General features: G+C 70.3%; 26 protein-coding genes. 16 read left to right on the top strand and 10 right to left on the bottom strand.

The window, feature by feature from the left end; genetic code table 11:
* Window positions 1-125: 125 nt before the first annotated feature.
* Together ACY0MJ_RS01315 and ACY0MJ_RS01310 are read left to right on the top strand one after the other, a co-directional pair.
* Window positions 126-2,186 (top strand): molybdopterin-containing oxidoreductase family protein, encoded by a 2,061-nt coding sequence (locus tag ACY0MJ_RS01315; protein WP_462636454.1) that lies wholly within the window; start codon window positions 126-128, stop codon window positions 2,184-2,186.
* 17 nt (window positions 2,187-2,203) lie between these two features.
* On the top strand, window positions 2,204-3,280 hold the full coding sequence (locus tag ACY0MJ_RS01310) for an aminopeptidase (protein ID WP_462636696.1): 1,077 nt from the start codon (window positions 2,204-2,206) through the stop codon (window positions 3,278-3,280).
* Window positions 3,281-3,335: 55 nt separating this feature from the next.
* On the opposite strand, the gene ACY0MJ_RS01305 is transcribed toward ACY0MJ_RS01310, so the two are convergent.
* The 3 genes from ACY0MJ_RS01305 to ACY0MJ_RS01295 all read right to left on the bottom strand — a co-directional run bounded on the left by ACY0MJ_RS01305 (window position 3,336) and on the right by ACY0MJ_RS01295 (window position 4,927).
* A complete protein-coding gene (locus ACY0MJ_RS01305; protein WP_462636453.1) occupies window positions 3,336-3,590 on the bottom strand; it encodes an acyl-CoA-binding protein in 255 nt (84 codons plus the stop codon).
* Between the two features lie 38 nt (window positions 3,591-3,628).
* The gene (locus ACY0MJ_RS01300; protein ID WP_462636452.1) at window positions 3,629-4,087 is read right to left on the bottom strand and encodes a hemerythrin domain-containing protein; all 459 of its coding nucleotides are present in this window, start codon (window positions 4,085-4,087) and stop codon (window positions 3,629-3,631) included.
* A gap of 66 nt (window positions 4,088-4,153) precedes the next feature.
* Complete coding sequence (locus tag ACY0MJ_RS01295) at window positions 4,154-4,927, bottom strand: hypothetical protein (protein WP_462636451.1); 774 nt, start codon at window positions 4,925-4,927, stop codon at window positions 4,154-4,156.
* Between the two features lie 100 nt (window positions 4,928-5,027).
* On the opposite strand from ACY0MJ_RS01295, the gene rfbB reads away from it, so the two are divergent.
* From rfbB to ACY0MJ_RS01240, 11 genes are all read left to right on the top strand, one after another.
* Window positions 5,028-6,104, top strand: coding sequence for a dTDP-glucose 4,6-dehydratase (gene rfbB, locus ACY0MJ_RS01290; RefSeq protein WP_462636450.1), 1,077 nt, complete (start codon window positions 5,028-5,030; stop codon window positions 6,102-6,104).
* A complete protein-coding gene (gene rfbD, locus ACY0MJ_RS01285) occupies window positions 6,101-7,000 on the top strand; it encodes a dTDP-4-dehydrorhamnose reductase (protein WP_462636449.1) in 900 nt (299 codons plus the stop codon). The genes rfbB and rfbD overlap by 4 nt, the downstream gene beginning before the upstream one ends.
* Window positions 6,997-7,887, top strand: coding sequence for a glucose-1-phosphate thymidylyltransferase RfbA (rfbA, locus tag ACY0MJ_RS01280; protein ID WP_462636448.1), 891 nt, complete (start codon window positions 6,997-6,999; stop codon window positions 7,885-7,887). Before rfbD ends, rfbA begins: the two co-directional genes overlap by 4 nt.
* The gene (gene rfbC / locus ACY0MJ_RS01275) at window positions 7,884-8,429 is read left to right on the top strand and encodes a dTDP-4-dehydrorhamnose 3,5-epimerase (protein WP_462636447.1); all 546 of its coding nucleotides are present in this window, start codon (window positions 7,884-7,886) and stop codon (window positions 8,427-8,429) included. Before rfbA ends, rfbC begins: the two co-directional genes overlap by 4 nt.
* A gap of 49 nt (window positions 8,430-8,478) precedes the next feature.
* The gene (argB, locus tag ACY0MJ_RS01270; protein ID WP_462636446.1) at window positions 8,479-9,369 is read left to right on the top strand and encodes an acetylglutamate kinase; all 891 of its coding nucleotides are present in this window, start codon (window positions 8,479-8,481) and stop codon (window positions 9,367-9,369) included.
* Between the two features lie 2 nt (window positions 9,370-9,371).
* Window positions 9,372-10,073, top strand: coding sequence for a response regulator transcription factor (locus tag ACY0MJ_RS01265; protein WP_462636445.1), 702 nt, complete (start codon window positions 9,372-9,374; stop codon window positions 10,071-10,073).
* The gene (locus tag ACY0MJ_RS01260; protein WP_462636444.1) at window positions 10,070-11,494 is read left to right on the top strand and encodes a sensor histidine kinase; all 1,425 of its coding nucleotides are present in this window, start codon (window positions 10,070-10,072) and stop codon (window positions 11,492-11,494) included. Before ACY0MJ_RS01265 ends, ACY0MJ_RS01260 begins: the two co-directional genes overlap by 4 nt.
* 99 nt (window positions 11,495-11,593) lie before the next feature.
* Complete coding sequence (gene slmA / locus ACY0MJ_RS01255; RefSeq protein ID WP_462636443.1) at window positions 11,594-12,226, top strand: nucleoid occlusion factor SlmA; 633 nt, start codon at window positions 11,594-11,596, stop codon at window positions 12,224-12,226.
* A 48-nt stretch (window positions 12,227-12,274) separates the two neighbouring features.
* The gene (gene pdeM, locus ACY0MJ_RS01250; protein ID WP_462636442.1) at window positions 12,275-12,952 is read left to right on the top strand and encodes a ligase-associated DNA damage response endonuclease PdeM; all 678 of its coding nucleotides are present in this window, start codon (window positions 12,275-12,277) and stop codon (window positions 12,950-12,952) included.
* Window positions 12,953-13,056: 104 nt separating this feature from the next.
* Entirely contained in the window at window positions 13,057-13,425 is a 369-nt protein-coding gene (locus ACY0MJ_RS01245; protein WP_462636441.1) for a hypothetical protein, read from the top strand.
* 19 nt (window positions 13,426-13,444) lie between these two features.
* Window positions 13,445-13,786 carry a hypothetical protein gene (locus ACY0MJ_RS01240; RefSeq protein ID WP_462636439.1) on the top strand — a complete coding sequence of 114 codons (342 nt, stop codon included), beginning with the start codon at window positions 13,445-13,447 and terminating at the stop codon, window positions 13,784-13,786.
* Between the two features lie 15 nt (window positions 13,787-13,801).
* Here ACY0MJ_RS01240 and ACY0MJ_RS01235 read toward each other — a convergent pair whose 3' ends face one another.
* From ACY0MJ_RS01235 to ACY0MJ_RS01210, 6 genes are all read right to left on the bottom strand, one after another.
* On the bottom strand, window positions 13,802-14,869 hold the full coding sequence (locus tag ACY0MJ_RS01235) for a malate/lactate/ureidoglycolate dehydrogenase (protein ID WP_462636695.1): 1,068 nt from the start codon (window positions 14,867-14,869) through the stop codon (window positions 13,802-13,804).
* A gap of 167 nt (window positions 14,870-15,036) precedes the next feature.
* Window positions 15,037-16,563 carry a UxaA family hydrolase gene (locus tag ACY0MJ_RS01230; RefSeq protein WP_462636438.1) on the bottom strand — a complete coding sequence of 509 codons (1,527 nt, stop codon included), beginning with the start codon at window positions 16,561-16,563 and terminating at the stop codon, window positions 15,037-15,039.
* A 94-nt stretch (window positions 16,564-16,657) separates the two neighbouring features.
* Window positions 16,658-18,052: a TRAP transporter large permease gene (locus tag ACY0MJ_RS01225; protein ID WP_462636437.1), complete on the bottom strand. Its 1,395-nt coding sequence runs from the start codon at window positions 18,050-18,052 to the stop codon at window positions 16,658-16,660.
* Window positions 18,053-18,057: 5 nt separating this feature from the next.
* Entirely contained in the window at window positions 18,058-18,636 is a 579-nt protein-coding gene (locus tag ACY0MJ_RS01220; protein WP_462636436.1) for a TRAP transporter small permease, read from the bottom strand.
* Window positions 18,633-19,613, bottom strand: a complete 981-nt coding sequence (locus tag ACY0MJ_RS01215) for a sialic acid TRAP transporter substrate-binding protein SiaP (protein WP_462636435.1) — start codon at window positions 19,611-19,613, stop codon at window positions 18,633-18,635. Before ACY0MJ_RS01215 ends, ACY0MJ_RS01220 begins: the two co-directional genes overlap by 4 nt.
* The gene (locus tag ACY0MJ_RS01210; protein WP_462636434.1) at window positions 19,610-20,365 is read right to left on the bottom strand and encodes a FadR/GntR family transcriptional regulator; all 756 of its coding nucleotides are present in this window, start codon (window positions 20,363-20,365) and stop codon (window positions 19,610-19,612) included. Before ACY0MJ_RS01210 ends, ACY0MJ_RS01215 begins: the two co-directional genes overlap by 4 nt.
* A 114-nt stretch (window positions 20,366-20,479) precedes the next feature.
* On the opposite strand from ACY0MJ_RS01210, the gene ACY0MJ_RS01205 reads away from it, so the two are divergent.
* From ACY0MJ_RS01205 to ACY0MJ_RS01195, 3 genes are read left to right on the top strand one after another with little or no spacing between them, the layout of a single operon-like run.
* On the top strand, window positions 20,480-21,226 hold the full coding sequence (locus tag ACY0MJ_RS01205; RefSeq protein ID WP_462636433.1) for an SDR family oxidoreductase: 747 nt from the start codon (window positions 20,480-20,482) through the stop codon (window positions 21,224-21,226).
* A complete protein-coding gene (locus ACY0MJ_RS01200; protein WP_462636432.1) occupies window positions 21,223-21,969 on the top strand; it encodes an SDR family NAD(P)-dependent oxidoreductase in 747 nt (248 codons plus the stop codon). The genes ACY0MJ_RS01205 and ACY0MJ_RS01200 overlap by 4 nt, the downstream gene beginning before the upstream one ends.
* Window positions 21,970-21,990: 21 nt before the next feature.
* Complete coding sequence (locus ACY0MJ_RS01195; protein ID WP_462636431.1) at window positions 21,991-22,839, top strand: fumarylacetoacetate hydrolase family protein; 849 nt, start codon at window positions 21,991-21,993, stop codon at window positions 22,837-22,839.
* A gap of 97 nt (window positions 22,840-22,936) precedes the next feature.
* On the opposite strand, the gene ACY0MJ_RS01190 is transcribed toward ACY0MJ_RS01195, so the two are convergent.
* Window positions 22,937-23,752, bottom strand: a complete 816-nt coding sequence (locus ACY0MJ_RS01190) for an amidohydrolase family protein (RefSeq protein WP_462636430.1) — start codon at window positions 23,750-23,752, stop codon at window positions 22,937-22,939.

Genomic DNA, 23,752 nt, shown 5'->3' with positions numbered 1-23,752 from the left:
CCCGGCCCGTCCCTTGCGTCTGCCTGTCGCGCGTTGCACCGGAACGTTTACGCCAATTCCCTAGGCGCGAGGCAGCTTCCCGGCCGGCCGGCCGCGCGGGGGCCCGGCTCGGGGACAATGCGCCCATGCCAGCCACCGCCGCCGCTTCCGGCGCCGCCACCGTCCAGGTCCGCGGCGCCTGTCCGCACGATTGCCCGGACACGTGCTCGCTGGTCACGACCGTGCGGGACGGCGTGGCGCTGCGCGTGCAGGGCAACCCCGACCACCCGCACACGGCCGGCGTGCTGTGCAACAAGGTGTCGCACTACGTCGAGCGCACCTACCACGCCGAGCGCCTGCTGCAGCCGATGCGCCGCGTGGGACCCAAGGGCAGCGGCCGCTTCGAGCCCGTGAGCTGGGACGCCGCGCTGGACGACATCGCGGCGCGGCTGTCGGCCATCGCGGCGCGCGATCCGCAGGCCATCCTGCCCTACAGCTTCTGCGGGACCATGGGTCTCGTGCAGGGCGAGGCGATGGCGGGGCGCTTCTTCCACCGGCTCGGCGCGTCGCTGCTGGACCGCACCATCTGCGCCTCCGCCGGCGCCGAGGCCCTGGTGCAGACCTTCGGGGCCAAGGTCGGCATGAAGGTGGAGTTCTTCGCCGAGGCGAAGCTGATCCTCATCTGGGGCGGCAACGCGATCGGCAGCAGCGTGCACTTCTGGCGCATCGCCCAGGAGGCCAAGCGCCGGGGCGCGCGGCTGGTGTGCATCGACCCGCGGCGCACCGAGACGGCGGAGAAGTGCCACGAGCACGTGCAGCTGCTGCCCGGCACCGACGCGGCGCTGGCGCTCGCGCTGATGCACGAGCTCATCGTGAACGACTGGCTGGACCACGACTACATCGCGCGGCACACGCTCGGCTGGGACGGCCTGCGCGAGCGCGCGCTGCGCTGGACGCCGGAACGCGCGGCGTCGGTCTGCGGCATCCCGGCGCAGCAGATCCGCGACCTCGCGCGTGCCTACGGCACCACCAAGCCGGCGGCGATCCGCCTGAATTACGGCGTGCAACGCGTGCGCGGCGGCGGCAATGCCGTGCGCGCCGTCGCCTGCCTGCCCGCGCTCACCGGCGCGTGGCGGCATCGCGCCGGCGGCGTGCTGCTCTCCAGCGGCGGCTTCTTCCCGGTGGACTCCGCCGCGCTGCAGCGGCCCGACCTGCTGCCGGCCCGCCGGCCGCGCACCATCAACATGGTCACGATCGGCGACGACCTGCTGCGGCCTGCCTCCCCCGACTTCGGCCCCGCGATCGAAGCGGTCGTCGTCTACAACAGCAACCCGGTCGCGGTGGCGCCGGAATCCGGCAAGGTGGTGCGCGGCTTCGCCCGCGAGGACCTGTTCACCGTGGTGCTGGAGCATTTCCGCACCGACACGGCCGACTACGCGGACTACCTGCTGCCGGCCACCACGCAGCTGGAACACTGGGACATCCACCTCACCTACGGCCACACCGACGTCGTGCTGAACCGCCCTGCGATCGCGCCGGTGGGCGAGGCGCGCACGAACACGCAGATCTTCCGCGACCTGGCCGCGCGCATGGGCTTCACCGACCCCTGCTTCGCCGAGAGCGACGAGAGCCTGTGCCGGCGCGCCTTCGGCGACCGCGTCGATTTCGACGTGCTGATGGCGCAGGGCTTCGCCAACCTGCAGGTGCCGGACGCGCCCTTCGCCCATGGCGGCTTCCCCACGGCTTCGGGCCGCTGCCAGTTCTTCAGCGAAGCGCTGGCGCGGCAAGGCCTGGACGGCCTGCCGGACCACGTGCCCAACCACGAGCCGGCCGGCAGCTCGACGCGCTATCCGCTCGCGATGATCTCGCCGCCGGCGCGCAACTTCCTCAACTCCACCTTCGTCAACGTGCGCAGCCTGCGCGACATCGAGGGCGAGCCGCTGCTGGAGATGCATGCCGACGACGCGGCGGTGCGCGGCATCGTCGACGCCCAGGTGGTGCGCGTGTTCAACGACCGCGGCGAATACCACTGCAAGGTGCGCATCTCGCCGCGCGCCCGTCCCGGCGTGGTGAACGGCCTGGGGATCTGGTGGCGCAAGCTGGGGCTCGCCGGCACCAACCTCAACCAGCTCACCAGCCAGCGGCTCACCGACATGGGCCGCGCGCCGGTGTTCTACGACTGCCTGGTCGACGTCCAGAGCGCGTGAGGAAGAAGGCGCTGTTGATGGGCCTCGGTGGCGTGGCGGCGGTGGCACTGGCGGGCTCGCTGTGCCTCACCGGCTGCGCCAACCTCGGCTACTACTGGCAGTCGGTGGCCGGCCACCTGGCCATCATGAACGCCGCGCAGCCGGTGCGCGAGCTCCTGAACGACCCGCAGGTCTCGCCGAGGCTGCACGATCGGCTGCAGCTGGCGCAGCGCATCCGCGCCTTCGCGTCGAGCACGCTCAAGCTGCCCGACAACCCGAGCTACACGCGCTACGCCGACCTGCACCGGCGCGCCGCCGTGTGGAACGTGACGGCGGCGCCGGCCTATTCGCTGGAGCTCAAGACCTGGTGCTTCCCGGTCACGGGCTGCGTCGGCTACCGGGGCTACTACGACGAGGACGCGGCGAAGGCCGAGGCGGCGCAGCTCGCGCAGGAAGGCTACGAGACCAACGTCTACCCGGTGACGGCCTATTCCACGCTGGGCCTGATGAACTGGGCCGGCGGCGACCCGCTGCTCAACACCTTCCTCGGCTACCCGGAAGGCGAGCTGGCGCGCCTGATCTTCCACGAGCTGGCGCACCAGGTCGTCTACGCGAAGAACGACACCACCTTCAACGAATCCTTCGCGACCGCGGTGGAGCGCCTGGGCGGCCAGCTGTGGCTGCGCACGCGCGCCGACGAGAAGGCGCGCGAGGACTACGCGGCCTTCGACGGCCGCCGCCAGGCCTTCAAGGCGCTGTCGCGCGCCACGCGCGAGCGGCTGGAGACGATGTACGAGACGCCGGGCATGACGCCCGACGCGCGCGAGCAGGCGAAGCAGCGCATCATGGCGGAATTCCGCGCCGAGTACGCGCGGATGAAGGAGCGCCTGGGCGGGAATCCGGCCGCGTGGCGCGGCTACGACCGCTGGGTGCGCGAGGCCAACAACGCCTTCTTCGGCGCGCAGAAGGCCTACGACGAACTGGTCCCCGGCTTCGAGGCCCTGTTCGCCAGCGTGGGCGGCGACTGGCAGCGCTTCTACGCCGCCGCGCGCGCCATGAAGGACCTGACGAAGGAAGAACGGCACGAGCGCCTGAAGGCGCTGGCCGCGCGCTGACTGACTCCCTCTCCCGCTCGGCGGGAGAGGGCCGGGGTGAGGGCCGGGGTGAGGGTCAGCTGAGCGACTCGATCAGCTCGATGTACTGCCGCTTGGCATCCTCGCTCGCCGTTCCCTTGAACCCGTTCCACGCATCCCACTTCGCCCGGCCGACCATGTCGCTGAAGCCGGGCTTCTTCTCGGCGTTGTCGCCCACGGTCGCCTGCTTGTACAGGCCGTAGATCTTCAGCAGGGTGGGGTTGTCGGGGCGCTGCGGCAGCTTGCGGGAGTTCGCGACGGCTGCTTCGAAGTCGGCGTCGAGGTCGGCCATGGGGGATCCTTGTTGTCTCTGGGGGCCGCTATCCTAAGTCACGCCTCCTGCTTGATCCGCAGCGTCGTGAACTCCGCCTCGTAGTCCTTCGCGAGCTGCAGCTTCTGCTCCTCGCTCAGGACCTCGCCGGCCTGCGGGAAGAACTTCTGCTCCTCCTCGTCGAGATGGTGCTCGATCTTGTCGCACAGCTTGCGGCAGCACTCCTGCCATTCGGCCGCGTGCGGGTCGACCTGCTCCAGGTGCTCCACCATCTCGTCCATGATGTGGTGCTCCGCGATCGCGTGCCGCGACAGGTCCACCGACTGGTCGTGCTGGAACAGCGGCACGTAGAAGCAGCGCTCCTCCGCCGTCTCGTGCGCCGCCAGTTCGGCCTTCAGCTCCTCGAAGACGTGCTGCCGCTCCTCGGTGGCCGGCTTGCTCGCCAGCAGGCGCGCGTACAGCTCGCGCTGCGCGCGGTGGCTGACCATCAGGGCCTGGAAGATGTTCATGTTCTCCATGCGGCCATTGTTCCGGCCTGCTGAGCGGCGCCCTGTAGTCTGGCGGCGCATGCCGGCGTAGGGCCCTCAGGCGGGCGCCTCGTGGCGGGCCAGCTCCACATCCAGCCACTGCATCGCGTCCAGCGGCTCCAGCGCCGCCGCCTGCGCGTACAGGCGCCGCGCCTCGTTCATCCGCGGCTCGCCTTCCAGCATGACGAGGGCGTTGGCGTACTCGACCAGCCCGATGGGCGAACGCGGATGCAGCTGCAGCGCCTGCTGGAACAGCGCCAGGCCCGCGTCCTTCTTCGCCCCGTAGGTCATGCTGCCGATCAGGGCGCCGACCTTGTCGATCACCTCGGCGTGGAAGGCGCCCAGCGCGATGTGCGCGTCGGCATGGTGCGGACGCAGGGCGATGGTGCGCTCCAGCGCCTCCTTGACGCGGCTGCCGAAACCCTGCGCCAGGGCGCGCGCGACGCTGATCGCCTGGCTGTAGCGGCCCAGCGCATAGGCCTGCCAGTACCAGGCGTTGGGGTTGTCCGGCTCCGCCGCCGCCTGCTGGCGCGCGCGTTCGGCCGCCTCGAGGAACAGGTCGAGCCGCGGCTTCTCCTTCTTCTCCAGGTAGTTGGCGTAGATGCAGGTCGCCTTGTTGGCGACGGTCACGCCGGCGCCGCCGGCGGCCAGGCCCGCCTCGGCGGCCTGCTGGAAGGCGCCGTTGTGGAACAGCACCCAGGCCTCCAGCACCGCCGGGTCCTGCGGCAGCGGCTCGGCGTCGCCGGCGTGCAGCAGCGGCCACGCATGCGTCACGCTGGCCGCATCGTGCGCGTACGCGCCCGGTTGCGGGAAAGCGGTCCACCGGCCCATGATCCGCACAGCGTAGCAGCATGGCCGGCCGTCCGCGCGGACAGGCCGGCGCCCGCGGTACGGATGACATAATCGCCGCAGGGAAGAGGGAAGGATTGGCTTGATTCTCGTCACCGGCGGCGCCGGCTTCATCGGCTCCAACTTCGTGCTGGACTGGCTGGCCGCGGGCGGCGAGCCGGTGCTCAACCTCGACAAGCTCACCTACGCCGGCAACCTGGAGAACCTCCGCTCGCTGCAGGGCGACGAGCGCCACGTGTTCGTGCAGGGCGACATCGGCGACCAGGATCTCGTGGAGCGGCTGCTCGCGCGCTACCGGCCCCGGGCCGTGCTGAACTTCGCGGCCGAATCGCACGTGGACCGCTCCATCCACGCGCCCGGCACCTTCATCGAGACGAACGTGCTCGGCACCTTCCGCCTGCTGGAGGCCGTGCGCGGCTACTTCGCCGGGCTGCAGGGCGCCGAACGCGAAGCCTTCCGCTTCCTGCACGTCTCGACCGACGAGGTCTACGGCTCGCTCGCCCCGCAGGACCCGGCCTTCACCGAGCAGAACCGCTACGAGCCGAACAGCCCCTATTCGGCCAGCAAGGCCGCCAGCGACCACCTGGTGCGGGCCTACCACCACACCTACGGGCTGCCGGTCCTCACCACCAACTGCTCCAACAACTACGGGCCCTGGCACTTCCCCGAGAAGCTGATCCCGCTGATGATCGTCAACGCGCTGGCCGGCAAGCCGCTGCCGGTGTACGGCGACGGCCAGCAGGTGCGCGACTGGCTCTACGTGGGCGACCACTGCAGCGCGATCCGGCGCGTGCTGGAAGCGGGGCGGCCGGGCGAGACCTACAACATCGGCGGCTGGAACGAGAAGCCCAACCTGGAGATCGTGCACACGGTCTGCGCGCTGCTCGACGAACTGCGGCCGCGCGCCGGCGGCGGCAGCTACCGCGAACAGGTCGCCTTCGTGCAGGACCGCCCCGGGCACGACCGCCGCTACGCCATCGATGCGCGCAAGATCGAGCGCGAGCTCGGATGGAAGCCGGCCGAGACCTTCGCCAGCGGCATCCGCAAGACGGTGCAGTGGTACCTCGCGAACGGCGAATGGGTGCGCCGCGTGCAGACCGGCGCCTACCGCGACTGGATCGACAGGCACTACGCCGGCGCCGCCGGGACGCCCCCGTGAAGATCCTGCTGTTCGGCAGCAGCGGGCAGGTCGGCTGGGAGCTGCAGCGCAGCCTGGCGCCGCTCGGCGAGCTCGTGGCCCTGGACAGCGACGGCGCTCCCGGCCTGTGCGGTGACTTCGGCGACCCCGAGGGCGTGGCGCGTACCGTGCGCACGCTGCGGCCGGACGCGATCGTCAATGCCGCGGCCTATACGGCGGTGGACCAGGCCGAGGGCGACGCCGAGCGCGCCGAGCTGGTCAACGCCCGCACCCCCGGCGCGATCGCGCAGGCGGCGGCGGAAGCGGGCGCCTGGCTGGTCCACTACTCCACCGACTACGTGTTCGACGGCAGCGGCACGCGGCCCTGGCGCGAGGACGACGCCACCGGCCCGCTGAACGTGTACGGCCGCACCAAGCTCGCCGGCGAGCAGCGCATCGCCACGGCCAACCCTCGCCACCTGGTCCTGCGCACCAGCTGGGTGTATTCGGCCCGGGGGGCCAACTTCGCGAAGACCATGCTGCGCCTGGCGCGCGAGCGCGATCGCCTGACCGTGATCGACGACCAGGTGGGCGCGCCCACCGGCGCCGACCTGCTGGCCGACCTCACGGCGCACGCGCTGCGCAGCGTGCTGGCGGGCGCGGCGCAGGCGGGCACCTACCACGTGGCGGCCGCGGGCGAGACCAGCTGGAACGGCTACGCGCGCTTCGTCGTTGCACAGGCGCAGCAGGCCGGTGAAGCATTGAAGTGCGGCCCGGAACAGGTGGAAGCCGTTCCCACGTCGGCATTTCCCACGCCGGCGCGGCGTCCCCATAATTCCCGTCTCGACACCACCCGCTTCCGCACGGCCTTCGGGCTGGCGCTGCCGCCCTGGGAGCAGGGGGTGGCGCGGATGCTGCAGGAAATCCTGAGACCATGACGCGACGCAAGGGCATCATCCTCGCCGGCGGCTCCGGCACGCGGCTGCACCCGGCCACGCTGGCGATCAGCAAGCAGCTGCTGCCGGTGTACGACAAGCCGATGGTGTACTACCCGCTCAGCACGCTGATGCTGGCCGGCATGCGCGACATCCTCGTGATCAGCACGCCGCAGGACACGCCGCGCTTCCAGCAGCTGCTGGGCGACGGCGCGCAATGGGGCCTGAACCTGCAGTACGCGGTGCAGCCCAGCCCCGACGGGCTGGCCCAGGCCTTCCTGATCGGCGACAAGTTCATCGGCCGCGACCCGAGCGCGCTGGTGCTGGGCGACAACATCTTCTACGGCCACGACCTCGCGCCGCTCACGCGAGAAGCCGATGCGCAGGCGGGCGGCGCGACCGTCTTCGCCTACCACGTGAACGACCCGCAGCGTTACGGCGTCGTCGCCTTCGACGCCGAGGGCCGCGCCACCAGCATCGAGGAGAAGCCCGCCCAGCCGCGCAGCAACTACGCGGTGACCGGCCTGTACTTCTACGACAACCAGGTGGTCGACATCGCCCGCGCGGTGAAGCCCAGCGCGCGCGGCGAACTGGAGATCACGGCGGTGAACCAGGCCTACCTGGACCGCGGGCAGCTCTCGGTGCGCATCATGAAGCGCGGCTACGCCTGGCTGGACACCGGCACGCACGCGAGCCTGCTGGAAGCCGGCCAGTTCATCGCCACGCTGGAGAACCGGCAGGGGCTCAAGGTCGCGTGCCCGGAAGAGATCGCCTGGCGCGCCGGCTTCATCGACGACGCGCAGCTGGAGCGCCTGGCCGATCCGCTGCGCAAGAACGGCTACGGCCAGTACCTGCTGCAGATCCTGCGCGACGGGAACCGCTCGCTGTGAAGGCGATGCCCACGGCCATCCCCGAGGTGCTGGTGATCGAGCCGAAGGTGTTCGGCGACGCCCGCGGCTTCTTCCTGGAGAGCTGGAACGCGCGCGCCTTCCGCGAGGCGACGGGGGTGGATGCCGCCTTCGTGCAGGACAACCACTCGCGCTCCGCGCGCGGCGTGCTGCGCGGCCTGCACTACCAGCTGCGGCAGCCGCAGGGCAAGCTGGTGCGCGTGGTGCGCGGCGCCGTGTTCGACGTGGCGGTGGACCTGCGGCGTTCCTCTGTGAATTTCGGGAAGTGGGTCGCCGTGGAACTCAGCGAGGACAACCACCGGCAGCTGTGGGTGCCGCCGGGCTTCGCCCACGGTTTCCTGGTGCTGAGCGAGAGCGCGGACTTCCTCTACAAGACGACCGACTACTACGCGCCCGAGCACGAGCGCTGCATCGCCTGGAACGACCCCGACCTCGCCATCGCCTGGCCCGCCGGCGTCACGCCCAGCCTGTCCGACAAGGACAGCCGCGGCCTGCCGCTGGCCCGGGCGGACGTGTTCGCCTGAGCGGCAGGCGGCTTGGGGCACAATTTGCGGTTCACCCGCCCCTCCCGCCATGCAAGAAGCTAACGCTATCGCCCCCCGCGACAAGGCCGAGATCCTGGCCCAGGCGCTGCCGTACATCCGCAAGTTCCATGGCAAGACCATGGTGATCAAGTACGGCGGCAACGCCATGACCGACCCCGAGCTGCAGGCCGACTTCGCCGAGGACGTCGTGCTGCTGAAGCTGGTGGGCATCAACCCGGTGGTGGTGCATGGCGGCGGCCCGCAGATCGAGCAGGCTCTCAAGCGCCTGGGCAAGAAGGGCGAGTTCATCCAGGGCATGCGCGTCACCGACGCCGAGACCATGGAAGTGGTCGAGTGGGTGCTGGCGGGCGAGGTGCAGCAGGACATCGTGGGCTTCATCCACAAGGCGGGCGGCCAGGCCGTGGGCCTGACCGGCCGCGACGGCGGGATGATCCGCGCGAAGAAGCTGAAGATGGTGGACGCCAAGGATCCGGCCAAGGAACATGACGTCGGACAGGTCGGCGACATCGTCGAGATCAACGTGGGCGTGCTGAAGGCGCTGCTGGAGGACAACTTCATCCCCGTGGTCAGCCCCATCGGCTTCGGCGACGAGAACGAGAGCTACAACATCAACGCCGACGTCGTGGCCAGCAAGCTCGCGACCGTGCTGCAGGCCGAGAAGCTGGTGCTGCTCACGAATACGCCGGGCGTGCTGGACAAGGCCGGCCAGCTGCTGACGGACCTGAGCGCGAAGGAGATCGACGCGCTGTTCGCCGACGGCACCATCTCCGGCGGCATGCTGCCCAAGATCAGCGGCGCCCTCGACGCAGCCCGCCAGGGCGTGAACGCCGTGCACATCATCGACGGCCGGGTGCCGCATTCCATGCTGCTGGAAATCCTCACGGACCAGGCCTACGGCACCATGATCCGGTCGAACTGAGCATGCGCCTGCTGTTGGTCGAAGACGACGTGATGGTCGCCAGCGGCATCAAGCTGGGGCTGGCGAACGCGGGCTATGCCGTCGACTGGGTCGGCAGCGGCGAGCGCGCCGAGGAAGTGCTGCGCAAGGAGGTGTTCGATGCCGCGATCATCGACATCGGCCTGCCCGAGATGGACGGCCTGGAGCTCACGCGGCGCCTGCGCCGGCCCGAGATGGCGAGCCAGCACGCGCCGGTGCTGATCCTCACGGCCCGCGACGCGCTGCACGACCGCGTGCAGGGCCTGGACCTCGGCGCCGACGACTACATGATCAAGCCCTACGAGCTGCCGGAACTGCTGGCGCGGCTGCGGGCGCTGCTGCGGCGCTCGCAGGCGGCGACGTCGGCCGTCCTCAGCTTCGGGCCCATCGAGCTGGACACCGCCAACCGGCGCGCGAGCGCCCAGCGCGGCGGCGAGGCGGTCACCATCGACCTGGGCCCGCGCGAGTGGACGGTCATGGAGTACCTCCTGATCCACGCCCCCAAGCCGGCCAGCAAGGACAAGCTGCTGCAGGCGCTGACCGGCTGGGACAAGGAGATCACGCCCAACGCGGTGGAGGTCTACATCTCGCGGCTGCGCGGCAAGCTCGAGCCCTTCGGCGTGGCGCTGCGCTCGATCCGCGGCTTCGGCTACCGGCTGGAACTGCGGCCGGCCGAGGGCGGGTGAAGCTGCACTTCCTGCCGCCCGGCCGGCCCGCGCGCGCGCCCGGCACGCCCGGCCTCACCTCGGGGCTGCGCCGCCGCCTGCTGGTGCTGCTGATCGCGCCGCTGGTGCTGCTAGCCCTGGTCAACACCTGGATGGAGCTGCGCTCGGCCGACAGCGTGGCCGCGCAGCAGGACGAGCACCTGCTGGCGCTCGTGCCGCTGCTGGCCGATTCGGTGATCGGCGTCACGGGCGACCGGCCGCTGCTGATGCTGGCGCCGCCGGTGGAGGAATTCCTGAAGGAGCGGCGCGGCTCGGCCGGCTACGCCATCCTGGACGTGGACGGCAACGTGCTGGCGGGCGACGCCTGGTTCGCCGGCCTGCCGCCGGCCGACAGCGTGGCCGAGGTGCACAGCGAGGAGCACGCGGGCGCCACCTGGCGCATCGTGCGCCAGCGCCAGCCGACGGTCTTCGGCCCGGTGGTGATCGCGGTGGGCGACGGCTCGGACCCGCGCCAGCAGTGGATGCGCTCGGTGATCCTGCGCGTGCTGCTGCCGAACCTGCTGCTGATCCTGGCCGCCGCCTTCGCCGTGCGCTGGGCGGTCCGGCAGGCCCTGAAACCGCTGCTGGCGCTGAAGGACGCGGTGGAGCGGCGCTCGCCGCGCGACCTGAGCGCCCTGGACGTGACGGCCACGCCGGAAGAGGTGCGGCCCCTGGTCGACTCGCTCAACCGGCTGTTCGGCCTGGTCAACGCGCAGGCGGAGAGCCAGCGCCGCTTCGTCGCGGACGCCGCGCACCAGCTGCGCACGCCGCTCGCGGGCCTGCAGGCGCAGGTCGAAGCCTGGGCGGAGGCCGCCGGCTGCGCGCCCGCGCAGGAGACGCTGGCGCTGCCGACCGAGCAGGTCTACAAGCTGCGCAGCGCCACGCGGCGCACCTCGCAGCTGGCCAACCAGCTGCTGGCGCTCTCGCGCGCGGACGCGCGCGGCATGCTGCCGCAGCCGCAGCAGCGGGTGGACCTCAAGGCCTTGTGCGAGCACGCGCTGGAGACGCACCTCGACGACGCCGGCGAGCAGGGGATCGACCTCGGCCTGGACGCGACCCCGGTGCAAGTGATGGGTTACGAGTGGCTGCTGCGCGAACTGCTGGCGAACCTGGTCGACAACGCGCTCAAGCACGCGGGCCGGGGCGCCAGCGTCACGCTGCGCTGCGGTCGCCGCGGCGCCCATGCCTTCCTGGAGGTGGAGGACGACGGCCCCGGCGTGCCGGCGCAGGAGCGGGCCCGCATCCTGCAGCGCTTCTACCGGGTGCCCGGCACGGTGGCCGAGGGCAACGGCCTGGGCCTGGCGATCGCCCAGGAGATTGCCCGGGCCCACCGCAGCCAGCTGGAACTGCAGCCCGGCACGGGCGGCCGTGGCTTGAAAGTCACACTGGCCTTCCCCGGGTGAGCACCTGCTCGCATCCTGCCGGGGGGCGTGGATGGGCTGGAGGAAACCCCAAGGTCGGGTATGCGAGAATCAATTTGCAACCGCTGACCTAGCAGACCCATGTCCCACGCCGAGCTCGATACCCCCGAACCCGCCTCCGGCGGCGACACCCCGGCGGTGACGCGCAAGCGCCCCAAGCCCGGCGAGCGCCGCGTGCAGATCCTGCAGGCCCTGGCCACCATGCTGGAGCAGCCGGGCGCGGAGCGCATCACCACCGCCGCGCTGGCCGCCCGCCTGGAGGTGAGCGAAGCGGCGCTGTACCGCCACTTCGCAAGCAAGGCCCAGATGTTCGAGGGCCTGATCGAATTCATCGAGCAGAGCGTCTTCACCCTGATCAACCAGATCGTCGAGCGCGACCCGGCGGGCCCGGCCCAGGCCGGCCGCATCGTGTCGATGCTGATCCAGTTCGCCGAGAAGAACCCGGGCATGACCCGCGTGATGGTGGGCGACGCGCTGGTGTACGAGAACGAGCGCCTGCAGCAGCGCATGAACCAGTTCTTCGACAAGGTCGAGTCCTCGCTCAAGCAGTGCCTGCGCCATGCGGGTGAGGTTTCGACGCCGACACTGGACGCGCAGGTCCGCGCCTCGGTGCTGACGGCCTTCACCGTGGGTCGGCTGCAGCGCTTCGCGCGCTCGGGCTTCAAGCGCATGCCGTCGGAGCACCTGGAGGCGTCGCTCGCGCGCATGCTGTAGGGTGGCGGTGAGCGCAGCGAACCCCACCGCCGCGAAGCGCCATTTTCCATGCTCCGGATCCGCCTCGCCGGCGAGGATGCGCTGCTGCATCCCACCGGCACCCTCTATCTTTCCGCGCAACGCACGCTCCTGGTCGCCGACGCCCACTTCGGCAAGGCGGTGAGCTTCCGCAAGCTGGGCGTGCCGGTGCCGCGCGGCACCACGGGCGACAACCTGGCGCGCCTGGACGCGGCGCTCGCCGACACCGGTGCGCAACGGGTCGTGTTCCTCGGTGACTTCCTGCATTCCGTGCGCTCGCATGCGGCCGGCACCCTCGGCGTGCTGCAGGCGTGGCGCGATGCGCGCCCGCAGCTGCAACTGACCCTCGTGCGCGGCAACCACGACGACCGCGCCGGCGACCCGCCCGCGAGCCTGCGCTTCGAGGTCGTCGACGAGCCATTGCGGCTCGGCCCCTTCGCGCTGTGCCACCACCCGCGCCCGATGGCAGGCGCGTACGTGCTGGCCGGCCATTGGCATCCCTGCATCAGCGTGGCGGGCCGCGCCTTCGAGCGCCTGCGCCTGCCGTGCTTCTGGCTGGGCGACGACAGCGGGGAACGGCCGGGCCAGGCGGTCGGCGTCCTGCCGGCCTTCGGCAGCTTCACGGGCATGCACCGCATCGAGCCGCGCGCGGGCGACCGCATCTTCCCCGTGGCCGGGGACGTGGTGCGCGCGCTGCCTGTGCCGTAACGGCCGCGTCGGTCCGGCGCTGACAGCGGGCGTCGAAGCGGACCGGCGCTCAGGCTCCCGCGCCGCGCTTCGAATAGGCGGACAACCTCATACAGGAGTGCCCCATGAAGCGTTTCGCCATCCTCGCCACCGCCGCCGCTGCGCTGGCCGCCCCCGCCGTGTTCGCCCAGTCGGCCGCGATCGTGACCGAAGGCGGTCCGGTGATCCTCGAAGGCCCGGCCCTCTCCAAGCCCATCCCGGGTGCCGTCATCGCGCAGGCCCCGGTGGTCTCCACGACTGGCGTCGTCGCGGTCGCGCCCACGACCACCGTGCTCGGCGCGGCGCCGGCCGTGGTGCTCGAGCCCTCGACGACGGTGCTCGGCGCCGCGCCGGCCGTGGCCCAGCCGGGCGCGGTGATCGTGCGCCACTACTGGAACGTGCCGGCGGACATCGACAGCCGCATGGACTTCCAGCGCTGGCAGCGCCTGCTGTGATCCCACCGGGAGAACGACAATGAAGATCCGTCAAGCCGCGGTGCTGGCCGCCGCCTGCCTGGCCGCCTCGGCCTTCGCGCAGGGCTCCGTCACCTCGTCCACCGGCGCGAGCGTCAGCTCCGGCACCGGCATCGTGGTGACGCCGTCGCTGCCCGAAGCCAGCGTCACGGTGCTGCCCTCGACGGTCGCCGCGATCCCGGACGGCCCGCTGCTGCCGGGCGGCACGATGGTGCAGTACAGCACCACGACCGTCATGGGCGCGCCGGCCGGCACCACGACCAAGGTCACGCGCTACTGGGTGAACGTGCCGGCCGACGTGGCCAGTCGGGACAGCTTCCAGCGCTGGCAGCGGCTGAAATAAGGCAGGGATCCCGGCTCAGGGCCGGGATGCCACCTCTGCGCCGACCTTCGCGCCGGCGGCGACGATCTCGGCCCAGGTCTGGTCGTCGATCGCGATGCCCGAGGCTTCGCGTTCGCGCCGGGCCTGGCGCTCCGGTTCGCCGGCCAGCAGCACGCCTTCGCTCCCGGGCGCGGGCGGGCTTTGCCGCAGCCAGTCGACGAAGGCGAGCGCTTCGGACTCGAAGCTCGCCTGCGTCCCCAGCTTGCGGGGGTCCACCACGATCGCGAACATGCCGTTGATGACGGCCCGCTTGCTGTCGGCCGGCCGGTGCCAGGTGCCGCCGCCGCTCAGCGCCCCGCCCAGCAGCTCGCAGGCGATCGCCATGCCGTAGCCCTTGTGCTCGCCGAAGGCGAGCAGGGCGCCGAACAGCCCGCCCGGCTGCGGCACGACGACCACGCCGGGATCGGTGGTGGGCCGTCCCTTTTCGTCGATCAGCAGGCCCGGCTCGACCTGCCGGCCCTCGTTGTGCGCGACGCGCATCTTTCCCTGCGCCACGCGGCTGGTCGCGAAGTCGAGGACGAAGGGCGGCTGTCCCGGCAAGGGAATGCCCACGCAGAAGGGGTTGGTGCCGTAGCGCCCATCGCCGCCGCCCCAGGGCGCGACCACCGGCCGCGACTGCACGTTGACGAAGTGGATGGACACGAGCCCGCGCTGCACCGCCATCTCGGCGAAGTGGCCGATGCGCCCGAGGTGGTGCGCGTTGGCGAGCGCCAACACGCAGCTGCCGCTGGCCTGCGCCCGCTCCATCGCGAGCGCCATTGCCTGTTCGCCCACCACCTGGCCGTAGCCGCGCTGCCCGTCGAGCGCGAGCAGGCTGCCGCCGTCGTGCTTCACGGCGATGCCGGCGTTGGGCTTCAGCCCGCCTTCCAGCACCGCGTCGACATAGCGCGGCACCATGCCGATGCCGTGCGAATCGTGCCCGCTCAGGTTGGCGAGCACCAGGTTGTCGGCGACGGTCTTCGCCTCCTGCGCCGAACTGCCGGCGGCGGCGATGATCTCCGCGACGGTGGTGCGCAATCGGTCGGCTGGAAAGGTCTTGCTCATGGTCTTGTCGATGTGGGTCAAAGTGCGAAGAGAGGAACGCAGAGGACGCAGAGGTTACGCAGAGAACGCAAAAGAACATCCAGAAAAAAGGTTTTCTCTGCGTCCTCTGCGTAACCTTCGCGTCCTCTGCGTTCTTCCTCGCGGCACGCCGGGATCTACGAAGGAGGCTACATCACCGCGCCGACCTGCCAGGGCACGAATTCGTTCTGGCCGTAGCCGTGCTGCTCGCTCTTGCTGCGCTCGCCCGAGGCGGTGGCCAGCACCAGGCGGAAGATGCGCTCGCCCATTTCCTGGATCGAGGCCTGGCCGTCGATGATCTCGCCGCAGTTGATGTCCATGTCCTCTTCCTGCCGCTGCCACAGCGCCGTGTTGGTGGCGATCTTGAGCGAAGGCGAGGGCGCGCAGCCGTAGGCCGAGCCGCGGCCCGTGGTGAAGCAGATCATGTTGGCGCCACCCGCCACCTGGCCGGTGGCGCTCACCGGGTCGTAGCCGGGCGTGTCCATGTAGACGAAGCCGTGCGCCTTCACCGGCTGGGCGTACTCGTACACCGCCTGCAGGTTGCTGGTGCCGCCCTTGGCGACGGCGCCCAGCGACTTCTCCAAGATCGTCGTGAGCCCGCCCGCCTTGTTGCCCGGCGAGGGGTTGTTGTTCATCTCGCCTTCGTTGATCTTCGTGTAGTGCTCCCACCAGTGGATGCGCTCGACCAGCTTCTCGCCGACTTCGCGCTTCACGGCGCGGCGCGTCAGCAGGTGCTCGGCGCCATAGATCTCCGGCGTCTCCGACAGGATGGCCGTGCCGCCGTGCGCCACCAGGAGGTCCACCGCCGCGCCCAGGGCCGGGTTGGCGCTGATGCCGGAATAGCCGTCGGAGCCGCCGCACTGCAGCCCGATGGTGATGTGCGAGGCGCTGCAGGGCGTGCGCGACACGCGGTTGGCGGCCGGCAGCATGTCCTTCACCAGCGCGACGCCCTTCTCCACGGTCTTGCGGGTGCCGCCCGTGTCCTGGATGTTGAACACCTGCAGCGTCTCGCCCTCGCGCAGGCTGCTGTGCGCGAGCCAGGCGTTGATCTGGTTGGCCTCGCAGCCCAGGCCGACGACCACGACGGCCGCGAAGTTGGCGTGCGTCGCGTAGCCGGCGAGCGTGCGCTCCAGGATCTGCATGCCCAGGCCTTCGGTGTCCATGCCGCAGCCGGTGCCGTGGGTGAGCGCTACCACGCCGTCGACGTTGGGATAGAGCTCCAGCGCCTTGGGGTTGGTCTGGCGGGAGAAGTGGTCGGCGATCGCGCGGGCGGCCGTCGCGGAGCAGTTCACGCTGGAAAGGATGCCGATGTAGTTGCGCGTCGCGACGCGCCCGTCCGGGCGGCGGATGCCCATGAAGGTCGCCTCGCGTTTCGGGGGCTCCGGCTTCACGTCGGCCCCGAAGGCGTAGTCGCGCGCGAAGGCGCCGCCCTCCGGGCCCATCCAGAGGTTGTGCGTGTGCACGTGCTCGCCGGCCGCGATGGGCTTGCTGGCGAAGCCGATGATCTGGTCGTAGCGCCGCACGGGCGCGCCGGCGGCAATGTCGTGCGCGGCGATCTTGTGGCCGGGAGGGATCAGGCCGCGGGCGGTGACGTTCTCGACGGACGTGCCGCCGACGAGCTGGGCCCGGGCGATGAGGACATCGTCGTTGGGGTGGAGGCGGATGAAAGGCGTCATGGTTGTTTGCTGGGGTTCGCTGCGCTCACCGCCAGCCTACGAGCTGCGCTGTCCCTCGTAGGCTGGCGGTGAGGCGCAGCCGAACCCCAGCTTCTCAGTAAAAAAGTTTCGGCAGCCACAGCACGGTCTTCGGCATGTACGTGATCAGCACCAGCGACACCAGCAGCGGCAGCAGCCACGGCAGGATCGCCGCCGTCGTGCGTTCCACCGACAGCTTGGAGATGCGCGCCAGCACGAACAGCACCAGCCCCATCGGCGGGTGCAGCAGCCCGATCATCAGGTTCAGCACCATCACCAGTCCGAAGTGGACCAGGTCGATGCCCAGCTGCTGGCAGATCGGCACCAGCAGCGGAACCAGAATGGTGATGGCCGCCGTCGGCTCCAGGAAGCAGCCGACGAACAGCATCAGCAGGTTCGCGAGCAGCAGGAACACCCAGGGCTCGTGGGTGAAGGACAGCACCCAGGTCGAGATCGCCGCCGTCACCCCGGTGGCCGTGAGCATCCAGCCGAAGATCGAAGCCGCCGCGACGATGAACAGCACCGTGGCCGTGGTCTCCACCGTGTCAAGGCAGACCTTCACGAACAGCTTCCAGCTCATGGTCCGGTACCACGCCAGGCCCAGCACCATCGCCCACAGGCACGCGGCGATCGCGCCCTCGGTGGGCGTGAACAGGCCGGTCGTCATGCCGCCGATCAGCAGGATGGGCGTCATGATCGGCAGCACCGCCTGGAAGCGGAACATCCTGTCCGCGAGGAACAGCGCCACGATCCCGGTCAGCACCACCGGCTGCGCCGGCAGGCCGGCCTTGGCGACCAGCAGCCACAGCACGGTCGGCCAGCCGGCCACCACCGCCGTCTCCAGCAGCGCCTTGCTCACGCGCGACCACTCGAACTTGATGTCCGCGCCCCACTTGTTCTTGTGGGCGTAGTAGGCGACCGTCAGCATCATCAGCACCGCCATCAGCACGCCCGGCAGGATGCCGGCGAGGAACAGCGCGCCCACGCTCACGTTGGCCATCATCCCGTAGATCACGAAGGGCAGCGACGGCGGGATGATGGGACCGAGCGTCGCCGAGGCCGCCGTCACGCCGACGGCGAACTCGGTGCTGTAGCCGTGGTCCTTCATCGCCTTGATCTCGATGGTGCCCAGGCCGGCGGCGTCGGCGATGGCCGCGCCGCTCATGCCCGCGAACACCACCGAGCCGACGACGTTCACGTGGCCCAGGCCGCCCCGCATCCATCCCACCAGCGCCAGCGCGTAGTTGTAGATGCGGTTGGTGATGCCGGCGTTGTTCATCAGGTTGCCGGCCAGGATGAAGAAGGGCACCGCCAGCAGCGGGAAGCTGTCGATGCCGCTCACCATGCGGTGGATCACCACGAACGCCGGCAGGTCGCCCGTCGCCAGGATGAACAGCAGCGAGGAGCCGGCCATGGCGATGGCCACGGGCAGGCCGGCGGCCATGAGCCCCAGGAAGAGGACTTTCAGCATGGTTTCTAGTCGTCCTGCATTTCGGAGGTGGGACGCTCCAGCACGGAGTAGCCGCGCTGCCAGTGCCTGCGCATCACCAGGGCGGAACGCACCGTCATGGCGGCGAAGCCGACCAGGCAGATGGCGTACACCCAGTTCATGGGCAGGTCGATCATCGTCATGCGCGAGTTGCTGCCCAGCTTGAGCATCATCATCACGGTCAGCACGACGGCGGCGCCGCAGAAGGCCAGGCGCATGACGTCCACCGACGTGGCCATCACGCGCGCGAGGCGCGGCGGCATGAAGCGGTAGAAGAAGTCCACCTGGATGTGGTTGTTCTTGACCACGCCGATGACCGCGCCCGTGAAGACGGTGGCGATCAGCAGGTAGCGCGCGATCTCCTCCGTCCACGAGGCCGAGTCGTTCATCACGTAGCGGGTGAAGAACTGGTAGAAGACCACCGCGCCCAGGATCCAGAAGAAGCCGAGCGCCACCCAGGCCTCGGGCGAGGTGCCGGAAAGGTCCACCGCCTCGTCCTGGGCGTGGAACTCGCCGTCCTCGCCCAGGACCTGCGGCAGGTCGTCGATGGCGGAACTGGTGCTCACTTGATCTTGACGATGCGGTCCCAGTCCTTCTTGTCCAGCTGCATGGACTCGAAGGTGATGGACTTGAGCACGTGCTGCTGGAAGTCGTTGCGGTCGACGTTCACGACGTTGATGCCCTTCTTCTTGAACTCCTCGACCAGCTCGCCTTCACGCTTGCGGATGTCCTGCGTGGCGCGCTCGGCGGCTTCCTGCGTCACCTCGAACAGGATCTTCTGCTCGGCCGGCGTCATCTTCTTGAGCGTGCTGGGCGAGACGATCGTCAGCAGCGCGTCGGCGATGTGGCCGGTGAGGATGATGTTCTTCTGCACCTCGAAGAACTTCTTGGCCTCGATGGTGGGCAGCGGGTTCTCCTGCGCGTCGACCGTGCCGTTCTGCAGCGCCAGGTAGACCTCGGCGAAGGCGATCGGCGTCGGGTTGGCGCCGCAGGCGCGCGGCAGCGCCGTGTAGGCCGGCGCGTCGGGCACGCGCATCTTCAGGCCCTTCATCTGGTCGCAGCTCGTGAACAGCTTGTTGCTGGTGGCGTGGCGCGCGCCGTAGTAGGTGAGGGCCGTGATGGTGTTGCCGCCGGTGGCCTTCTTGTAGCCCTCGGCGAGCTCCTTGAACACGTCGCTCTTGCTGTACTTGATGACGTGGTCGGCGTCGCGGAAGGTGAAGGGGTAGTAGCTCACGGCCAGGCGCGGGAAGGAGCGCGCGGCGAAGGAGGCGCCGGTGAGGATGATGTCCACCGTGCCGAGCTGCAGGCCCTGGTTGATGTCGCTTTCCTTGCCCAGGCTGGAGGCCGGGAACACCGTGATCTCGAACTTGCCGTTGGTGCGCTTCTTGAACTCCTCGCCGGCCCAGACGGACCACTTGTGGTACGGCTCGGACGTCTCGTAGACGTGCGCCCATTTCAGCTTGGTCTGGGCGGCGGCCGGCGCGGCCGCGGCGGCGGCCAGGGCGCAGGCCGCGATCACTTTCAGGGTCAGGCGTTTGCTCATGGTGTCTCCTTGGTGGATGGGTCGGCTCGGGAACGGTTGGCGCGGCCCCAGCTCGCGCTGTAGCGGCCGGTGGCCTTCTTCAGGTGCTGCTGCATCGCCAGGCGGGCGGCGCCGGCGTCGCGCGCACGGATCGCCTCCAGCACCGCGGCGTGCTCGCGCAGCGCCGCGCTCCAGGAGGCGGGGTTCTCGAAGTAGTCGCCCAGGCGCGAGAAGATCGGCCCGTGGCGCGCGCTCCAGTAGCTGCGCACGGTGTCGCTCAGGACCTCGTTGCCGCAGGCCTGGGCGATGGCGGTGTGGAAGGCCTCGTCGCCGGCGCGCGGTTCGACGCCGGCTTCGGCTTCGTCCTGCATCTGCTGCAGCGCGCTGGTCATGGCGGCGAGCTGCGCCTTGCGCGCGTGGCGGGCGGCGAGCGCGGCCACCTCGCCTTCCACCAGCTCGCGCGCGCGCATCAGTTCCAGCGGCCCCCAGTCGGCGGCGGTTTCGTCGCCGTCGGGCGACGCGCGGCCGCGGCTGCGCTGCTTCGGCGGCTGCACGTAGATCCCGGAGCCGGTGCGCACCTCCACCCAGCCTTCGACCTCCAGCGCGATCAGCGCCTCGCGCACCGAGGGCCGGCTCACGCCCAGCTGCTTCGCGAGGTCGCGCTCGGCCGGCAGGCGCGTGCCGGCGCCGAACTCGCCCTGGGCGATCAGCCCGCGCAGCTGCTCCGCGATCTGGCGGTACAGGCGGCTGGATTCGACGGTCTGGAGCGGCATGGGGGGCTAGGGGCTAGCACGTATTGGCCAAGTGGTCAGGCCAATTAATATCCGGCCCGGGTCCCGGTTCGCGCATCCGGGTGTTCCCGTAGCCCTGACACCAAGGAGCACGCCGTGCGACTGAAGAACAAGACCGCCCTCGTCACCGCCGCCGGCCAGGGCATCGGCCGCGCGAGTGCGCTGGCGCTCGCCGCCGAAGGCGCGCAGGTGTGGGCGACCGACATCAATCCCCGCCTGCTGGACAGCTACGAGGGCGTGTCCGGCGTGCGCTGCGTGCAGCTGGACGTGCTGGACAAGGACGCGATCGCGCGCGTGGTCGGCGCCATGCCCGCGATCGACGTGCTGTTCAACTGCGCCGGCTTCGTCCACAGCGGCACCGTGCTGCAGGCGAGCGACGAGGAATGGAACTTCGCGCTGAACCTGAACGTGCGGGCGCAGTTCTGGGCGATCCAGGCGGCGCTGCCGCGCATGCTCGCCAACGACGGCGGCAAGGGCGCCGGCAGCATCATCAACATGGCCAGCGTGTGCAGCAGCATCAAGGGCCTGCCCAACCGCTTCATCTACGGCACGACCAAGGCCGCCGTGATCGGCCTGACCAAGAGCGTGGCGGCCGACTACGTGGCCAACGGCATCCGCTGCAACGCGATCTGCCCCGGCACCGTGGATACTCCGTCCCTGCACGACCGGATCAACGCCAACCCCGACCCGGTGGCGGCGCGCCAGGCCTTCATCGCGCGCCAGCCCATGGGGCGGCTGGCGATGCCGGAGGAGATCGCGCCGCTGGTGGTGTACCTGGCGAGCGACGAGTCGGTGTTCGTCACCGGCCAGGCCTATGCCGTCGATGGAGGGATCACGCTATGAACCAGCTCGATTTCAACGGCCGCCACGCCATCGTCACCGGCGGCGCGGCGGGACTCGGCTACGCGATCGCGCAGCGCCTGCTCGCCTCGGGCGGCACGGTCACGCTGTGGGACCGCGACCAGGCCGCGGGGCGGCAGGCCGCCGACCGCCTGGGCGCCGGCAGCAGCTTCGTGCAGGTGGACGTGAGCGACGAGACCTCGGTGCGCGACGCGGTGCAGTCCACGCGGCGCCGGGCGCAGCGCGTCGACGCGCTCGTCAACAGCGCCGGCATCACCGGTCCCAACACCAAGGTGTGGGAGTACCCGGTGGACGCGTGGCGGCAGGTGATCGACGTCAACCTCACGGGCCTGTTCCTCTGCTGCCGCGAGGTGGTGCCGGCCATGCGCGCGGCGAACTACGGGCGCATCGTCAACATCGCGTCGGTGGCCGGCAAGGACGGCAACCCCAACGCGAGCGCGTACAGTGCGAGCAAGGCGGCCGTGATGGCCCTGACGAAGTCGCTCGGCAAGGAGCTCGCCGACACCGGCATCCGCGTGAACTGCGTGACGCCGGCGGCGGTGAAGACGGCGATCTTCGACCAGATGACGCAGCAGCACATCGATTTCATGCTCTCCAAGATCCCCATGGGCCGCTTCGGCACGCCCGAGGAGATCGCGGCGATGGTCGGCTGGCTGTGCACCGAGGACTGCTCCTTCTCCACCGGCGCGGTGTTCGACCTCTCGGGCGGCCGCGCCACCTATTGAACGACAACGAGGAAAGAAAGAATGAAACTGGTTCGCTATGGCAACCCCGGCCGCGAGAAGCCGGGCCTGGTCGACGCCGAGGGCAAGCTGCGCGACCTGAGCGGCGTGGTGCCCGATCTCGGTCCGGCGCAGCTGGCGCCCGCGATGCTCAAGCGCATCGCCAAGGCCAACCCGGCGAAGCTGCCGCTCGTGCGCGGCAAGCCGCGCTTCGGCTGCCCGGTGGCCTTCGTGCCCAAGTTCATCGCCATCGGCCTGAACTACTCCGACCACGCGGCCGAGTCGAACATGCCCATCCCCAAGGAGCCGATCGTCTTCATGAAGGCGACCAGCTGCATCCAGGGCCCGGACGATCCGGTGATGCTGCCCAAGAACTCCACCAAGCTGGACTGGGAAGTGGAGCTGGGCATCGTGATCGGCACGCGCGCCCGCTACGTGCCCATGAACCGCGCGCTGGAATACGTGGCCGGCTACACGATCTGCAACGACGTGAGCGAGCGCGAATTCCAGCTGGAACGCGGCAGCCAGTGGGACAAGGGCAAGGGCTGCGACACCTTCGGCCCGATCGGCCCCTGGCTCGTGACCACCGACGAAATCACCAACCCGCAGCGCCTCGCGATGTGGCTGGACGTGAACGGCCAGCGCATGCAGACCGGCAACACCCGCACGATGATCTTCGGCGCGGCGAAGCTGGTGAGCTACTGCAGCCAGTTCATGACGCTGGAGCCGGGCGACGTGATCACCACGGGCACGCCGCCGGGGGTGGGGCTGGGCATGAAGCCGCCGAAGTATTTGAAGAAGGGCGACGTGATGACGCTGGGGATCGAGGGGTTGGGGGAGCAGCGGCAGGAGGTCGTGGCTTTCAAGGCTTGAGGTGGGAGCTGGGGTTCGCTGCGCTCACCACCAGCCTACGAATTTGCGCGCCTGGTTTTCGTAGGCTGGTGGTGAGCGCAGCGAACCCCAGCAAACATCACGCATACAAGCGCCCCCCCGCCTCCCTCACCCTCCCCGCCGTCTCCTCCCCGAGGGCCCGCACCACCGGCTGCCACAGGCTCGCATACGGCGGCAGCTCCTGCGGCGGAAAACTCGTGTGCGGCCAATCCGATCCCCACACCAGCCCGTCCCCGAACACCTCCGCCATGCGCCGCACCAGCGGCTGCAGCGCCCCGTAGGGCGGCTGCGCCCCCAGCCGGTACCACCCCGACAGCTTCACCCAGCACCCGGCGGCCGCGAGCTGTTCCAGCGCGCCCCACGCGGCCGCGTCGTCCATGTGGGCACCGGACATCCCGGCGAGGTGGTCCAGCACGAAGGGCAGGCGATGCCCCGCCTGCCAGCGCGCCAGCTGCGGCAGGTCCGCCGGCGTCGCGTACCACTGCACGTGCCAGCCGCGCCGCCGCAGCGCCGGCGCCAGGCGTTCCAGCATCCGCGGCGCGTCCTCGCGCTCGCTGCCCACGGGCGACACGAGATTCAGGCGCGCGCCGCGCACGCCCAGGTCGTGCATCGCATCGAGCGTCGCCTCCGACTCGTCGCCGGCGAGCACCACGACGCCCCGGTGCCGCCCGCCGCCGGCCTGCAAGGCGCCCAGCAGCACCGCGTTGTCGCTGCCGTACACGCTGGGCTGCACCAGCACGAGATGGCGGCAGCCGTGCAGCTGCGCGAGCGTCTCGATCTCGCCCAGCGGCCGGGGCACCGGCGCGTAGTGCGCGCCCTCGGTCGCGGCGCGGTCGTCGAAGACGTGGACGTGGCAGTCCCAGCCCGTGGCCGGGGGCTCGCTGCGCAGGATCAC

It is taken from the genome of Ramlibacter sp. bp-362 (assembly GCF_054956735.1).
The sequence above is the reverse complement of the archived record's forward strand: the minus strand, read 5'-3'. Positions and strand labels throughout refer to the sequence as shown.

Coding starts and splice junctions, on each gene's coding strand:
- ACY0MJ_RS01295 (WP_462636451.1), bottom strand. CDS start 4,927: ATGGGCCGGTGGACCGCTTTCCCGCAACCGGGCGCGTACGCGCACGAT.
- ACY0MJ_RS01305 (WP_462636453.1), bottom strand. CDS start 3,590: ATGGCCGACCTCGACGCCGACTTCGAAGCAGCCGTCGCGAACTCCCGC.
- ACY0MJ_RS01195 (WP_462636431.1), top strand. CDS start 21,991: ATGAAACTGGTTCGCTATGGCAACCCCGGCCGCGAGAAGCCGGGCCTG.
- ACY0MJ_RS01225 (WP_462636437.1), bottom strand. CDS start 18,052: ATGCTGAAAGTCCTCTTCCTGGGGCTCATGGCCGCCGGCCTGCCCGTG.
- ACY0MJ_RS01230 (WP_462636438.1), bottom strand. CDS start 16,563: ATGACGCCTTTCATCCGCCTCCACCCCAACGACGATGTCCTCATCGCC.
- slmA (WP_462636443.1), top strand. CDS start 11,594: ATGTCCCACGCCGAGCTCGATACCCCCGAACCCGCCTCCGGCGGCGAC.
- ACY0MJ_RS01200 (WP_462636432.1), top strand. CDS start 21,223: ATGAACCAGCTCGATTTCAACGGCCGCCACGCCATCGTCACCGGCGGC.
- ACY0MJ_RS01265 (WP_462636445.1), top strand. CDS start 9,372: ATGCGCCTGCTGTTGGTCGAAGACGACGTGATGGTCGCCAGCGGCATC.
- pdeM (WP_462636442.1), top strand. CDS start 12,275: ATGCTCCGGATCCGCCTCGCCGGCGAGGATGCGCTGCTGCATCCCACC.
- ACY0MJ_RS01210 (WP_462636434.1), bottom strand. CDS start 20,365: ATGCCGCTCCAGACCGTCGAATCCAGCCGCCTGTACCGCCAGATCGCG.
- ACY0MJ_RS01215 (WP_462636435.1), bottom strand. CDS start 19,613: ATGAGCAAACGCCTGACCCTGAAAGTGATCGCGGCCTGCGCCCTGGCC.
- ACY0MJ_RS01235 (WP_462636695.1), bottom strand. CDS start 14,869: ATGAGCAAGACCTTTCCAGCCGACCGATTGCGCACCACCGTCGCGGAG.
- ACY0MJ_RS01245 (WP_462636441.1), top strand. CDS start 13,057: ATGAAGCGTTTCGCCATCCTCGCCACCGCCGCCGCTGCGCTGGCCGCC.
- ACY0MJ_RS01315 (WP_462636454.1), top strand. CDS start 126: ATGCCAGCCACCGCCGCCGCTTCCGGCGCCGCCACCGTCCAGGTCCGC.
- ACY0MJ_RS01240 (WP_462636439.1), top strand. CDS start 13,445: ATGAAGATCCGTCAAGCCGCGGTGCTGGCCGCCGCCTGCCTGGCCGCC.
- ACY0MJ_RS01300 (WP_462636452.1), bottom strand. CDS start 4,087: ATGGAGAACATGAACATCTTCCAGGCCCTGATGGTCAGCCACCGCGCG.
- rfbA (WP_462636448.1), top strand. CDS start 6,997: ATGACGCGACGCAAGGGCATCATCCTCGCCGGCGGCTCCGGCACGCGG.
- ACY0MJ_RS01310 (WP_462636696.1), top strand. CDS start 2,204: ATGGGCCTCGGTGGCGTGGCGGCGGTGGCACTGGCGGGCTCGCTGTGC.
- argB (WP_462636446.1), top strand. CDS start 8,479: ATGCAAGAAGCTAACGCTATCGCCCCCCGCGACAAGGCCGAGATCCTG.